Raw genomic sequence first — 13,725 nt, 5'->3', positions numbered from 1 at the left:
CTAACCTTTAAGTTTGTGGGAAATAAAATTGGTCATGATTTCTATGGCCACCGAGTTGTGTCCGCCTTGGGGGATAATGATGTCGGCATATCGTTTTGTAGGTTCGATATGTTGCAGATGCATCGGTTTCAAAACCCGTTCGTAGCGTTCGATAACCATTTCGACCGTACGTCCTCGTTCGATAATATCCCGATTGATGACTCTGATAAGTCGGTCGTCGGCATCTGCATCGACGAATACTTTCATATCCATCATGTTTCGGAGTTCTTCATTGCAAAGAATAAGAATACCTTCGACGATGACTATATCGCGGGGCTCGACGGTTATTGTCTCGTTGGAGCGGGTACATGTCAGGAACGAATATATGGGCTGTTCGATGGAGTGTCCCGCTTTCAGTTCTTTCAAATGTTTTACCAGTAAATTGAAGTCGATGGCAGCCGGTTCGTCGAAATTGATATTTTGTCTTTCTTCTACGGGTATATGACTGCTATCCCAATAATAGGAATCTTGTGGAATAACGGCAGTTTGTCCGGCGGGTAGGCTTTCGATAATTTTTCGTACAACGGTGGTTTTTCCCGAACCGGTTCCGCCGGCTATTCCTATAATTAACATAGTTGTTTTAGTTAAAGTGTGAAACGGAATTTATCTATATTCAAATCGTCCTTTGTCCGATTCGATGATTAGCTCGTTGCGATCGGACGCTTCGGTATATCCTACAATTTGAGCGTCGATACCGAATGAATGACTGATCTCGATAACTTTTTGAGCATTCGATGAGTCTACATAGATTTCCATGCGATGCCCCATGTTGAATACTTTGTACATTTCATGCCAGTCGGTTCCCGATTGTTCCTGTATGATATTGAACAAAGGCGGAACCGGAAAGAGGTTGTTCTTGATAACTCTCATCTTCTCTACGAAATGCATGATTTTGGTTTGAGCTCCACCCGAACAGTGTACCATACCGTGTATCTGCGACCGCATCTCGTCGAGCAATTTTTTTATGACAGGGGCGTATGTTCGTGTAGGTGACAATACCAGTTTACCGGCATCTATTCCTAATTCGGCTATTTTGTCTGTAAGTTTCAATGTCCCTGAGTATACCAATTCGTCAGGAACTGCATTGTCATAGCTTTCGGGGTATTTGGTCGCGAGATATTTCCCGAATACATCGTGTCGTGCCGATGTCAAACCATTGCTGCCCATGCCTCCGTTATAGCTTTTTTCATACGAGGCTTGTCCATAGGACGATAATCCTACTATGACATCGCCCGGCCGGATATTGCCATTCGATATGACATCTTTCCGTTTCATGCGACAAGTGACAGTGCTATCGACTATGATCGTTCGAACCAAATCTCCGACATCGGCCGTTTCACCTCCGGTGCTATATGCGTTTACTCCGAGGTCCCGCAATTCGGCGAGGAGTTCTTCTGTCCCGTTTATGATTGCCGAAATGACTTCTCCGGGGACCAATAGTTTATTTCGTCCGATCGTCGAGGACACGAGTATATTGTCGGTCGCGCCTACGCAGAGCAGATCGTCTATGTTCATGATGAGGGCATCTTGCGCTATGCCTCTCCATACACCGAGGTCGCCAGTTTCCTTCCAATACATGTAAGCTAATGACGATTTGGTCCCTGCTCCATCTGCGTGCATGATGTTGCAATATTCGGGGTCTCCTCCGAGTATGTCGGGTATAATTTTGCAAAACGCTTTTGGGAAAATTCCTTTATCTATATTTTTTATGGCGTTATGTACATCTTCTTTTGAAGCCGATACGCCTCGCAGATTATAACGTTGGTCGTTCATAGGCGGATATTTGAATAATTACAAATTTAATGTAAAAAAGAAGTCGATGCAAGCATCGGGGTTATAAAACGAAAGTCAGATATATGAATATAACGGGCGAGGCTATCAATTCGCTGTCGAAGCGATCGAGAATACCTCCGTGCCCCGGCAATATTTTCCCGGAATCTTTTACTCCTGCCGTACGTTTGAGTAAGGACTCGCATAAATCTCCCCAAGTGGAAAATATGGAGGTTAAGATTCCCATACCTATCCATTGGGCTGTCGAAAGCATACCCGGTATGATGTAGTTTGCCAAAGAAGCGAGTATGATACAGAATGCCAAACCTCCGAAAAATCCTTCCCATGACTTCTTTGGCGATATGCGCTCGAACAGTCGATGTTTACCTAACGTACAACCTACGATATACGCACCGGTATCGTTTGTCCATACGAATACAAAAAGAGCCATCAGCAAATATTCGGTATTCATGAATAGTTGATAGTCGCTTTTGTATCCCCAAACTCCTAATAGGGCCAAAGGCAGTACAACATAAATTTGACCTAAAATGCTATATGCCCAACTGGTTATGGGCGATTTTTCGGGTGTCGAATAGAGTTGCGTGACTGGACGTGCGATGAGGTAAATAACGTAAGTGAGGATAGAAGCCTTTTGGAAGTTATATGGTAATTGTCCAGAGAAAGAAAATACAGCTAGAAATAGGGCACAGGCTCCTGCCATGTCGAGCATGAGTAATATCTTATCGAACTTTCTGCCAAATTGAGTCAGGTTTATAAATTCGATATATCCGAGGAGCGAGATGATACCGAATATAAAGAGAAATGTATAAGCTCCTGATAGAACGGCCGTTGTGATGATAACGATAAAAAGGATACCGGTTAAAGTTCGGGTCAATAAATTTTTCACGATTTTTTTGTTTTGATAAATCGCTGACAAATATAACTATTCTCTGAAAAAACTTACGTTTATTTAGGGCTCTTTTTTGGTGATGCGACATAAAAAAGAGATATCGACAAGTCGATACCTCTTTTCTTATATAGGGGGAGTTGGTGAAAACTATGTATTCTCCGAATCTTTCTCTGGTTTTTCCTCCGTTTTGTTTTCCCTTTCATGGGTATTGTCGTTTCCTGTCGAGAGGTCTTTTTCTTGGGTTTCTTTCTCGGCTTTTTCTCCTTCTTGTTTTGCCGATTCTTCGTCCTGCAAGATTTCTTCGGAGCGAGATACCCACGGACGTTTTCCAAAGATATGTTCGACATCTTCCGAGAAAATAACTTCACGGGAGATCAATACTTCTGCCAGTTGGGCGTGTTTGTCGGCATTCTCTTTTAGAATTTTTTTAGCCCTTTCGTATTGTTCGCTTACGATTTTGCTTACTTCTTCATCGATGAGTTTAGCCGTGTCTTCGCTATACGGTTTGGTAAATCCATATTCTTGCCCTGTGGAATCATAATAAGAAAGATTCGGTAATTTTTCGCTCATACCGAAATAAACGACCATAGCATAAGCCTGTTTGGTAACCCTTTCCAAATCGTTGGAAGCACCGGTTGAGATTCGTCCGAGAAATACTTCTTCTGCTGCACGACCTCCTAATGTGGCGCACATTTCGTCGAGCATCTGCTCGCGAGTCGTGATTTGTCGTTCTTCGGGGAGATACCATGCAGCTCCCAATGCACGTCCGCGAGGAACGATCGTTACTTTGATGAGGGGGTTGGCATATCTCAATAACCAGCTGATAGAAGCATGCCCGGCTTCGTGTATGGCAATGGAGCGTTTCTCCTCTTGGGTTGTAATCTTAGATCGTTTTTCCAGACCGCCGACGATACGATCGACAGCATCCATGAAGTCTTGCCGTTGAACGCTTTTTTTGTTTTTTCGGGCGGCGATGAGGGCGGCCTCATTGCAGACATTGGCTATATCTGCGCCCGAAAAGCCGGGGGTTTGTCGAGCCAGAAGGTCTACATCGACAGAATCGTCTATTTTTACATTCCTTAAATGGACTTTAAATATTTCTTTCCGGTCGTTCAATTCGGGCAGTTCTACGTAGATTTGACGGTCGAATCGTCCGGCGCGCAGCAATGCTTTATCCAATATGTCGGCTCGGTTGGTAGCAGCCAAAATGATAACTCCGCTGTTCGAGCCGAATCCGTCCATTTCGGTTAGCAACTGATTTAATGTATTTTCTCGTTCGTCGTTAGAACCCATATTCGGATTTTTCCCACGAGCACGCCCCACAGCATCGATTTCATCGATAAAGACGATACACGGAGCTTTCTCTTTGGCTTGTCTGAAAAGATCGCGAACACGAGAGGCTCCCACACCGACGAACATTTCTACGAAATCGGAACCAGATAAAGAGAAAAACGGGACGTTGGCTTCTCCGGCAACGGCCTTTGCCAATAATGTTTTTCCGGTTCCCGGAGGACCTACCAATAAGGCGCCTTTGGGGATCTTGCCCCCTAAGTCGGTATAACGATTGGGATTTTTTAGAAACTCTACGATTTCTTCGACTTCTTGTTTGGCTTCCGATAATCCGGCAACGTCATTGAACGTCACTTTTACAGCGCCGTCTTTATCGAAAAGTTGAGCTTTGGCTTTCCCTACATTGAATACTCCTCCGCTGCCTCCTCCGCCTTGATTGGTCATTCGGCGGGCTAAATAAATCCAAAATACAATGAGTAATATGAATGGGCCTACCGACCATAATATGTTAGTTAGGTCACTACTGTTTTCGTAATAGACTTCTGCATTAAAACCATCTTCCTTTTTCCACGTATCGAGAGTTTTTGCAAAACTGTCTCCCGAAGGAATATTGGTATATATTACTGGTTTCCCGTTTATTTTGTCAGTTTTAAAGACAGCTTTGGCTGTACTGTCGTTCAGTTGGGCTTCGGCATAATCTTTTTTGGCGAAAACGGTCAGTCTGGTTATACCGCCCTCTTTGGCGATTTTTTCGAATTCGGTCCAATTCACTTCTTTACTCATCGTGTTGTCATTCATGTAGTAAAGTCCTATTAAAACGAGAGCGATGAGCGAGTACATCCAATACAAATTGAATCGAATACCTTTCTTTTTAGGTCCTAATGGAGACATATTGTTGTTTCCCATATTTTGATGATATAATGTGCTGTTGATGTATCAAAAATTATTCCACATCGGGAATTTCTGCCAATTTGGCATCATTCCATAATTGTTCGAGCTTATAATAATTTCGGTATTCCGGTAAAAAAATGTGGGCCAATATGCTACCGTAGTCGATAACAATCCATTGTCCGTTTTGATATCCGTCGTATCCGAAAGGTTTTATCCCTGTATTTTGTAATACATATTCTCTTATACTATCGGCAATCGCCATGACTTGGGTTGTCGATTGTCCTTCGCAAATAATAAAATGAGAGGTGGCTGCCGATTCTATTTTTGAGAGATCTACGGTTGTAATTTTCTTTCCTTTTTTTTCTTGAATGCCTTCTACGATGGTTTTAAGTAATTGCTTTTCTTTCATTTGTTTGAATATATAATCTCAGTTTGCAAAGATAATGCGATTTTTCCGATTTCAAGAGAGGTGACTTGTTATAAAATTGAGGGTTTAGTTAAAACTCCTTTTTAATAAATGTTATAGAGAAAGGTTTTTGTAAGATAACAAATAAAAAAGTGAAAATGTTTTTATTGGAAGTCTCGCTGCTTTTGCGATATAAAATGAAGTTTGGGCAGAACGGAGTGAAAAAAACTTGTTTTCATCTTGCCTTACCCCTTACCTTTTGCTATATTTGTTGCCGAATAATTACACAGTTTGTAAATTGAATATGGAAATTAAAGGAAGAATAATCCATGTGTTGCCTTTGCAGGAGGGTGTTTCGAAAGCAGGCAATCCGTGGAAAAAGCAAGAGTATGTTTTGGAAACAGAAGAGCAATATCCTCGAAAAGTTTGTTTCAATCTTTTCGGTGATAAAGTAGATCAATATCCTGCCGCTATCGGCGAAGATGTCGTGGTTAGCTTTGATCTTGAAAGTAGGGAGTTTAATGGTCGTTGGTACACCGATGTGAGAGCTTGGAAGATAGAAAAGTCAGCTCCTGTTGCTCAGGGTGTTCCCGATATGCCTCCGATGCCCAACGATATAGCTCCGTTCCCACCGGCTCCGGCAGCTCCCGATTTGGCGCCTTCTCCTACCGATGATTTGCCATTCTAATAGAATTAAAATATAGTAGATGGAAGAGCCGTATCTGTTGCAGAGGCGGCTCTTCGTTTATTAGAGATTGAGGAATTTGTTTAGTTATATTTGTTTTTCGCAATCTCTTTTATGAGGAGAATATATTACTTTTACCAGTTCAAAACTGGTATCGAATAAATTGAAAAGTTATGATTAGATTGAATGTTTTTATTCAGGTAGAGAAATCTTGTCGAGATAAGGTTCTTGATATAGCGAGAAAATTGACAGAATGCTCATTGAAGGAGCCGGGTTGTGTAGCATATGATATTTTTGAGAGCAGTACACGTCCCGATGTATTGATGATTTGCGAGACATGGAAAGATGCCGATGCATTGTCGATTCATGAACAGACAGCTCATTTCGTTTCGTATGTAGGAAAGATGAAAGAGCTTTCCGAGATGAAACTCGAAAAATTTAATTTTTGATATTCACACGGTTTCTTCAATAGTTCAAGGAAGATGAAATGGAGTAAGTTGTTTTTGCCCGTAATGGTTGTGTCGATGATTGCGGGTATGTCTTCGTGTGGGAAAGATGATGGTAGTTCGTCGGTTCCGCAAAGGCCATCGGGCGGAAATCAAGCCGATTCAATTGCTATTGCCGGAATACAATGGCAGGAACGGGAAATTCAGACAGGAATAATTAGTAAAACGGCCCAAGTTCCGTTACTATTCGATTATCCTCAAACGATAAGCATGCTGGAAATCGATTTGAATAAAGCCGATGTTTCCTTTTTGGTGTCTTATGAGGCAGGTTCGCTAAAAAAGACGACTAGCGATCGGGCATTGGCTGCTAACGCATTGGCCGCTGTAAATGGAACATATTTCAATACTTCTACCGGGATCAGCCGTCATTTTTTGAAATGTAATGGTACAGTGATGGCTGCTACTCAGACAAATGAATTTTCCACACGTGCGACGGGCGCTTTTTGTGCGACGGGAGATGTTGTAGAAATAAAAAAGTGGAGTTCGACGGAGGAAGCTACTCAGGGTGGAAATTATCAGCAAGTTGTTGTGTCGGGGCCTTTGATGTTGGACGACGGTCGTGATGTCGCTATGTGGAGCAATACTTTCACTACCGATACGCATCCTCGCACCTGCGTGGCTACTACCGATGATAATAAGGTGCTGTTGATAGTTTTTGATGGGAGGTTAGATGGTGCGAAAGGAGTGAATCTGTATGATTTGCGGACATTTGCTCGGCAAATGGGGGCGACCGATGCTCTTAATTTAGATGGTGGCGGTTCTTCCACGCTGTATATACAAGGATATGGTGTTATTAATTATCCTTGCGATAATGGAATATACGACCACGAAGGAGAGCGGGCTGTGCCTTCGGTTTTGTTGGTCAAGAAGAATTAAATACATTACTGTATAGATATTTAGAGGGGGAGGCTCTGATGAATCAGAACCTCCCCGTTTTTTGTCGAAAAAAATGAATGTTGATGTAATAAAGTAAAAAATAATTTTCTTATCTTTCAACCGAATTTAATCTAATCTTAATACTTATAGGCTATGATTGTAGGAATTCCAAAAGAAATCAAGAACAATGAAAACCGAGTAGGCATGACTCCGGCAGGAGTGAATGAGTTGGTGAAACATGGGCATACGGTGTATGTCCAGAAAGGAGCCGGAGAGAATAGTGGTTTTCCGGATAGTTCATACGAACGAGTCGGAGCAAAAATATTGGCGACTATTGAAGACGTGTACGCTATCTCTGAAATGATTGTAAAGGTAAAAGAGCCTATTGCTCCTGAATATCCGCTTATCCGTAAAGGCCAATTGTTGTTTACCTATTTCCATTTTGCTTCGGATAGAAGATTAACGGAGGCCATGATGTCGAGTGGAGCCACGTGTTTGGCCTATGAAACGGTAGAGTTGAAAGATCACAGCCTGCCTTTGTTGATTCCTATGTCGGAAGTGGCAGGACGAATGGCAACGCAGGAGGGTGCGCGTTTTTTAGAACGCCCGCAAGGTGGAAAAGGAAAATTGATGGGTGGTGTTCCGGGAGTAAAACCCGCAAAAGTGTTGGTTATTGGCGCAGGGGTTGTGGGGTATTCGGCAGCTCGCATTGCCGCCGGAATGGGAGCTGACGTGACAATCACAGACCTTTCATTGTCGCGTTTAAGGCATATTGATGAAATAAAACCGGCTAATATTAAAACGTTATATTCTTCTGAATTTAATATTCGTGCAGAGCTTCCTACGACCGATTTGGTAGTTGGAGCTGTATTGATTCCAGGTGCGAAAGCCCCTCATTTGATTACGAGAGATATGCTGTCCACGATGGAAAAGGGTTCTGTATTGGTCGATGTGGCTATCGATCAGGGTGGCTGTTTCGAGACTTCTCGTCCGACGACTCACTCCGAACCGGTTTACGAAGTCGATGGTATAATACACTATTGTGTAGCCAATATTCCCGGTGCTGTTTCTGCGACTTCGACATTGGCTTTGACAAATGCCACACTTCCTTATGTGGTTCAATTAGCCAATAAAGGTTGGCAAAAAGCTTGTTCCGAAGATGAGGCATTGTATAAAGGACTGAATATTGTCGATGGCAAAATCATTTATCCGGCAGTTGCCGAAGCCTTTGGGTTGCCGTGTGAAACGATTTAGAAGCTGTTTTAAATTTATTCCGAGACAGATTGAGACCTATGTTGAAGTAGATTGGAGTCCGAGATATGCAGTCAATAGCGGGCTATTGACAAAAATCAAGGGATTCAAGATGCGAGACAGGGGCTCAATATGGCCGGAACATACCTGTTTGCAATGATAATATTATTTCTCAATAAATTTAAAACAGCTTCTTAGTTGAAAGAGAGATAAATCTCAATCGGGTAATTCCTCTTGTAGAAAGTGTCTGGAAGAGGTTTGGGGAGAATGAAGAAAATAATGTGAAGAGAGTCGTTGGACCTTTGTAGGAAAAGATTATATTTGCAAGTGATATCATAATCGGATTGTAAATCTTATAATTACTCTCCATGAAAACGATTACTCGTATTCAAACAGTTTTGTTTGGCTTCATTCTCTCTTCTTTTATGTGTGCGGTTTGTTCGGCAGAGGTTGTCTCGTATCGTGCCGTTAGTGTCTCGAATTTGAATGTCCGTGAGCAGCCGTCTGTACAAAGTGAAAAAATTGGAACTATTACAAAAAGCGACACTGTCATAGCGGAGTCGGTTGAAGATGCTTGGGCGAAAATCAACTTTAATGGTAAGGTGGCGTATGTGAATGCCAATTATCTCGAAGAAGTTGAGGCGGGGAATTTAGCCGAAAAAGATGAAAATCTATCCTTCTTGAAAAATATTTTGCCTCTGCCGTTGTATGGAGAGAGGTGGACGTGGATTGTTAACGCCAATGTCGCGATGACTTTTGTATGGGCGATTTTCATTTTGTCGTGCTTCTTGTTATGGGTCCACCGGGTAAGAGGTAATTGGTTGGAAGGGTGGCGGTACAAACTGAACATCGTGGTGTTTTTGTCATTGAGCATAATAGAAGTGGTCTATATGGCGGGGCATGGCGATCAGGCGCTTTGGTTTTACGGATATGCCGGATATGGAGCGTTGGGAATGTTCGTATATCTCATATTGTATATTCTGGTAGCGCTTATATGTATCAATCAGTGGACCTCGTTCACCGCTACTCTTGACGACATTCAGCTTGTACATTCCATCGGGTCTGGTGGTCGGCGGATAGGTGTATATTCTATGCCCTTGTGCCTCTTGGGATATATGGCGTCGCGATTGTTTTGGCAACCCGGTATGGCTCTCTCATTGGGGTTGCTGTTGGTCTTACAGGGTCTCCAAATATTCTTGATGGTTAAGAGTTTCGTCCAGCGGGGTAGTCTGCGGGCAGGACTATTGTGGTCGATGGTTTATTTTGTAGGTATTGTAGGAATGATTTATATGTTCACCAATATCATCGGCTTGTTTGTACTGCTATTGTGTTGTCTTTTGGTGGTAGGTATTATCGAGATTGTCCATCATGGATTGGGGCTGGGCAATTATGTTTCTTTTGGAGTGAAAGATCGATATGGGAAAAAAGAACAGACATTTGTTCATAAAGGGAAATTGATATGTAGGAATTGTGCACATTATTCATCGTTGCAAAGTTCCTGCTTTGTAGGGGAAACACCGAAGAAGGTTCATGGATTTGATAGTTGCGATCGCTTCCGGTTAAGTGTTAATGCAGAAATAGAAGATTTGTCTGGTAAGAAAATAAAGGTAAAAAGATAATTTTACAGCTGTTTTTATTCTCTGAGTTTATTATGTGGACTGCATAGCTCCATTTAAGAGTCCGGAATAATTTGTTTGAAAGCATCTATTCGAGAAATTTTTTTTACATATACTTAGTTGAAAATAAGTCTATTGTATAATTTTCATGTTATACAGCATAAAAAAGTGGGAAAAAAATTTGGAGCGGAATAGGAAAATGCATTAACTTTGCAACCGCAAAAGAGGAAACGGGGCACGCCCCGGGGAACTTTTGCCAAGTTCATTGAAGGAATTGAAGAAGCAAGTGTAGTACAGGAAATAAGAGAGAAAGAAGTCAATTCGGTCAGGTAACGCTTCGAAGGTATAATAAAGAATAAAGAAAATACAACGAAGAGTTTGATCCTGGCTCAGGATGAACGCTAGCGACAGGCCTAACACATGCAAGTCGAGGGGCAGCGGGGAGGTAGCAATACCTTTGCCGGCGACCGGCGCACGGGTGAGTAACACGTATGCAATCCACCTGTAACAGGGGGATAACCCGGAGAAATCCGGACTAATACCCCATAATATGGGCGCTCCGCATGGAGAGTTCATTAAAGAGAGCAATTTTGGTTACAGACGAGCATGCGCTCCATTAGCCAGTTGGCGGGGTAACGGCCCACCAAAGCGACGATGGATAGGGGTTCTGAGAGGAAGGTCCCCCACATTGGAACTGAGACACGGTCCAAACTCCTACGGGAGGCAGCAGTGAGGAATATTGGTCAATGGTCGGCAGACTGAACCAGCCAAGTCGCGTGAGGGAAGACGGCCCTACGGGTTGTAAACCTCTTTTGTCGGAGAGTAAAGTACGCTACGTGTAGCGTATTGCAAGTATCCGAAGAAAAAGCATCGGCTAACTCCGTGCCAGCAGCCGCGGTAATACGGAGGATGCGAGCGTTATCCGGATTTATTGGGTTTAAAGGGTGCGTAGGCGGCACGCCAAGTCAGCGGTGAAATTTCCGGGCTCAACCCGGAGTGTGCCGTTGAAACTGGCGAGCTAGAGTACACAAGAGGCAGGCGGAATGCGTGGTGTAGCGGTGAAATGCATAGATATCACGCAGAACCCCGATTGCGAAGGCAGCCTGCTAGGGTGAAACAGACGCTGAGGCACGAAAGCGTGGGTATCGAACAGGATTAGATACCCTGGTAGTCCACGCAGTAAACGATGAATACTAACTGTTTGCGATACAATGTAAGCGGTACAGCGAAAGCGTTAAGTATTCCACCTGGGGAGTACGCCGGCAACGGTGAAACTCAAAGGAATTGACGGGGGCCCGCACAAGCGGAGGAACATGTGGTTTAATTCGATGATACGCGAGGAACCTTACCCGGGCTCAAACGCAGGGGGAATGTCGGTGAAAGCCGGCAGCTAGTAATAGTCACCTGCGAGGTGCTGCATGGTTGTCGTCAGCTCGTGCCGTGAGGTGTCGGCTTAAGTGCCATAACGAGCGCAACCCCTATCGACAGTTACTAACGGGTGAAGCCGAGGACTCTGTCGAGACTGCCGGCGCAAGCCGCGAGGAAGGTGGGGATGACGTCAAATCAGCACGGCCCTTACGTCCGGGGCGACACACGTGTTACAATGGCAGGTACAGAAGGCAGCCAGTCAGCAATGACGCGCGAATCCCGAAAACCTGTCTCAGTTCGGATTGGAGTCTGCAACCCGACTCCATGAAGCTGGATTCGCTAGTAATCGCGCATCAGCCATGGCGCGGTGAATACGTTCCCGGGCCTTGTACACACCGCCCGTCAAGCCATGGAAGCCGGGAGTACCTGAAGCATGCAACCGCAAGGAGCGTACGAAGGTAATACCGGTAACTGGGGCTAAGTCGTAACAAGGTAGCCGTACCGGAAGGTGCGGCTGGAACACCTCCTTTCTGGAGAAGCAAAACCTGCAATAAGACTGGAAAAGACCAAGCTCTCTCTTGGTACTACACGCTTCGTTCAATATAAAAAGAAGGAAAACAACCCGCCGCAGGCACGATTTGAAGAATAGTCCTATAGCTCAGTAGGTTAGAGCGCTACACTGATAATGTAGAGGTCGGCAGTTCAAATCTGCCTGGGACTACCAGGCCGGAGGTCAGGTGGTAAAAGGGGGGATTAGCTCAGCTGGCTAGAGCACCTGCTTTGCAAGCAGGGGGTCAACGGTTCGAATCCGTTATTCTCCACGAAAGATCCTTGACATGATGGAAAAAGAAGAGTAAACGAGCAAAGCAAACCCATATCAACCCCTAACGTCGCCGTCTCTAAGCAGAGACGGAAGACGCGGAAGAAAGTAAACAAGGGCGCATGGAGGATGCCTAGGCTCTCGGAGGCGAAGAAGGACGTGATAAGCTGCGAAAAGTTACGGTAAGGCGCAAATAGCCGTAGACCCGTAAATATCCGAATGGGGCAACCCGGCCAGCAATGGCCATACCGCCAAGCGGTAAGCCAACGCGGGGAACTGAAACATCTAAGTACCCGCAGGAAAAGAAAATAACAATGATTCCGCCAGTAGTGGCGAGCGAACGCGGAACAGCCCAAACCACTCGTGTTACGGCACGAGTGGGGTAGAAGGATCCACGACACGGCAAGAAATAAGTTAGCGGAATACGATGGAAATCGTAGCCAGAGACGGTGACAGCCCGGTACGCGAAAACCGACAGAAGCCTAGTGGACACCTGAGTAACCCAGGACACGAGAAATCCGGGGCGAATCAGCGGGGCCCATCCCGTAAGGCTAAATACTCCCGAGAGACCGATAGCGAACCAGTACTGTGAAGGAAAGGTGAAAAGAACCTCGAACAGAGGAGTGAAACAGACCCTGAAACCATGCGCCTACAAGCGGTCGGAGCATGTTAAAGTGTGACGGCGTGCCTTTTGCATAATGAACCTACGAGTTACTCTCGCTGGCAAGGTTAAGCGATTCAGTCGCGCAGCCGAAGCGAAAGCAAGTCCGAACAAGGCGTACAGTCAGCGGGAGTAGACGCGAAACCAAGTGATCTACCCTTGGTCAGGTTGAAGGTTGGGTAACACCAATTGGAGGACCGCACCGATAAGCGTTGAAAAGCTTACGGATGAACTGAGGGTAGGAGTGAAAGGCCAATCAAACTTGGAGATAGCTCGTACTCCCCGAAATGCATTTAGGTGCAGCCTCGAAGCAGAGTGATAGAGGTAGAGCGACTGATAAGATGCGAGGGCTTCACCGCCTATCAAGTCTTGACAAACTCCGAATACTATCACTTGGTCTTCGGGAGTGAGGGCATGGGTGCTAAGGTCCATGTCCGAAAGAGGAACAACTCAGACCACCGGCTAAGGTCCCGAAATAAGGGCTAAGTTGAACAAACGAAGTAAAACTGCAAAGACAGCTAGGATGTTGGCTTGGAAGCAGCCATTCATTTAAAGAGTGCGTAACAGCTCACTAGTCGAGGAGTTTTGCATGGATAATAATCGGGCATAAGCCCTTTACCGAAGCTGTGGATGTCG

The 13,725-nt window shown here is 44.6% G+C and carries 12 protein-coding genes, 2 tRNA genes, 1 rRNA gene and 1 other annotated feature (1 of these 16 cut by a window edge); of the genes, 9 read left to right on the top strand and 6 right to left on the bottom strand.

Translation table 11 applies throughout. The features are described 5' to 3' along the window. The 5 genes from udk to rsfS form a co-directional block, all read right to left on the bottom strand. A complete protein-coding gene (gene udk, locus HMPREF9448_RS10100; protein ID WP_008862466.1) occupies positions 1–612 on the bottom strand; it encodes a uridine kinase in 612 nt (203 codons plus the stop codon). Between the two features lie 30 nt (positions 613–642). Beyond that, positions 643–1,812 (bottom strand): AIR synthase related protein, encoded by a 1,170-nt coding sequence (locus HMPREF9448_RS10095; RefSeq protein ID WP_008862465.1) that lies wholly within the window; start codon positions 1,810–1,812, stop codon positions 643–645. Positions 1,813–1,873: 61 nt separating this feature from the next. Next, positions 1,874–2,716 (bottom strand): phosphatidate cytidylyltransferase, encoded by an 843-nt coding sequence (locus HMPREF9448_RS10090; protein ID WP_008862464.1) that lies wholly within the window; start codon positions 2,714–2,716, stop codon positions 1,874–1,876. A gap of 150 nt (positions 2,717–2,866) precedes the next feature. Further along, entirely contained in the window at positions 2,867–4,915 is a 2,049-nt protein-coding gene (ftsH, locus tag HMPREF9448_RS10085; protein WP_040296163.1) for an ATP-dependent zinc metalloprotease FtsH, read from the bottom strand. 37 nt (positions 4,916–4,952) lie between these two features. Beyond that, a complete protein-coding gene (gene rsfS, locus HMPREF9448_RS10080) occupies positions 4,953–5,309 on the bottom strand; it encodes a ribosome silencing factor (RefSeq protein ID WP_008862462.1) in 357 nt (118 codons plus the stop codon). A gap of 301 nt (positions 5,310–5,610) precedes the next feature. On the opposite strand from rsfS, the gene HMPREF9448_RS10075 reads away from it, so the two are divergent. The 9 genes from HMPREF9448_RS10075 to HMPREF9448_RS14870 all read left to right on the top strand — a co-directional run bounded on the left by HMPREF9448_RS10075 (position 5,611) and on the right by HMPREF9448_RS14870 (position 12,814). Next, the gene (locus HMPREF9448_RS10075) at positions 5,611–5,994 is read left to right on the top strand and encodes a DUF3127 domain-containing protein (protein ID WP_008862460.1); all 384 of its coding nucleotides are present in this window, start codon (positions 5,611–5,613) and stop codon (positions 5,992–5,994) included. A gap of 170 nt (positions 5,995–6,164) precedes the next feature. After that, positions 6,165–6,440 carry a putative quinol monooxygenase gene (locus HMPREF9448_RS10070; RefSeq protein WP_008862459.1) on the top strand — a complete coding sequence of 92 codons (276 nt, stop codon included), beginning with the start codon at positions 6,165–6,167 and terminating at the stop codon, positions 6,438–6,440. A gap of 33 nt (positions 6,441–6,473) precedes the next feature. Further along, entirely contained in the window at positions 6,474–7,373 is a 900-nt protein-coding gene (locus HMPREF9448_RS10065) for a phosphodiester glycosidase family protein (protein WP_051008914.1), read from the top strand. A 153-nt stretch (positions 7,374–7,526) separates the two neighbouring features. Next, on the top strand, positions 7,527–8,627 hold the full coding sequence (ald, locus tag HMPREF9448_RS10060; RefSeq protein WP_008862457.1) for an alanine dehydrogenase: 1,101 nt from the start codon (positions 7,527–7,529) through the stop codon (positions 8,625–8,627). Positions 8,628–8,992: 365 nt separating this feature from the next. Beyond that, a complete protein-coding gene (locus tag HMPREF9448_RS10055) occupies positions 8,993–10,243 on the top strand; it encodes an SH3 domain-containing protein (protein WP_008862456.1) in 1,251 nt (416 codons plus the stop codon). A 363-nt stretch (positions 10,244–10,606) separates the two neighbouring features. Beyond that, positions 10,607–12,138 (top strand): 16S ribosomal RNA (locus tag HMPREF9448_RS10050). Positions 12,139–12,255: 117 nt separating this feature from the next. Next, positions 12,256–12,332: transfer RNA gene (locus HMPREF9448_RS10045), tRNA-Ile, on the top strand. 23 nt (positions 12,333–12,355) lie between these two features. Further along, positions 12,356–12,429 (top strand) — tRNA-Ala (locus tag HMPREF9448_RS10040). Positions 12,430–12,530: 101 nt separating this feature from the next. Further along, positions 12,531–13,725 (top strand) — a sequence feature (mutual gap in cmsearch alignment for this rRNA model is longer than 100) (it continues 3,459 nt past the right edge of the window). After that, complete coding sequence (locus HMPREF9448_RS14870; RefSeq protein ID WP_232297245.1) at positions 12,668–12,814, top strand: hypothetical protein; 147 nt, start codon at positions 12,668–12,670, stop codon at positions 12,812–12,814. It overlaps the preceding feature by 147 nt. Here HMPREF9448_RS14870 and HMPREF9448_RS14865 read toward each other — a convergent pair. Further along, positions 13,243–13,521 carry a hypothetical protein gene (locus HMPREF9448_RS14865; RefSeq protein ID WP_232297244.1) on the bottom strand — a complete coding sequence of 93 codons (279 nt, stop codon included), beginning with the start codon at positions 13,519–13,521 and terminating at the stop codon, positions 13,243–13,245. It lies within the feature at positions 12,531–13,725.

It is taken from the genome of Barnesiella intestinihominis YIT 11860, from assembly GCF_000296465.1.
Lineage (GTDB): Bacteria > Bacteroidota > Bacteroidia > Bacteroidales > Barnesiellaceae > Barnesiella > Barnesiella intestinihominis.
Note: the sequence above shows the minus strand (reverse complement) of the source record. Positions and strands in the feature narration are given on the sequence as shown.

Excerpts from the sequence above, each read along its gene's own strand:
- udk (WP_008862466.1), bottom strand. The coding sequence starts at position 612 with ATGTTAATTATAGGAATAGCCGGCGGAACCGGTTCGGGAAAAACCACC.
- HMPREF9448_RS10095 (WP_008862465.1), bottom strand. The coding sequence starts at position 1,812 with ATGAACGACCAACGTTATAATCTGCGAGGCGTATCGGCTTCAAAAGAA.
- ftsH (WP_040296163.1), bottom strand. The coding sequence starts at position 4,915 with ATGGGAAACAACAATATGTCTCCATTAGGACCTAAAAAGAAAGGTATT.
- rsfS (WP_008862462.1), bottom strand. The coding sequence starts at position 5,309 with ATGAAAGAAAAGCAATTACTTAAAACCATCGTAGAAGGCATTCAAGAA.
- HMPREF9448_RS10075 (WP_008862460.1), top strand. The coding sequence starts at position 5,611 with ATGGAAATTAAAGGAAGAATAATCCATGTGTTGCCTTTGCAGGAGGGT.
- HMPREF9448_RS10070 (WP_008862459.1), top strand. The coding sequence starts at position 6,165 with ATGATTAGATTGAATGTTTTTATTCAGGTAGAGAAATCTTGTCGAGAT.
- HMPREF9448_RS10065 (WP_051008914.1), top strand. The coding sequence starts at position 6,474 with ATGAAATGGAGTAAGTTGTTTTTGCCCGTAATGGTTGTGTCGATGATT.
- ald (WP_008862457.1), top strand. The coding sequence starts at position 7,527 with ATGATTGTAGGAATTCCAAAAGAAATCAAGAACAATGAAAACCGAGTA.
- HMPREF9448_RS10055 (WP_008862456.1), top strand. The coding sequence starts at position 8,993 with ATGAAAACGATTACTCGTATTCAAACAGTTTTGTTTGGCTTCATTCTC.
- HMPREF9448_RS14870 (WP_232297245.1), top strand. The coding sequence starts at position 12,668 with ATGGCCATACCGCCAAGCGGTAAGCCAACGCGGGGAACTGAAACATCT.
- HMPREF9448_RS14865 (WP_232297244.1), bottom strand. The coding sequence starts at position 13,521 with ATGGACCTTAGCACCCATGCCCTCACTCCCGAAGACCAAGTGATAGTA.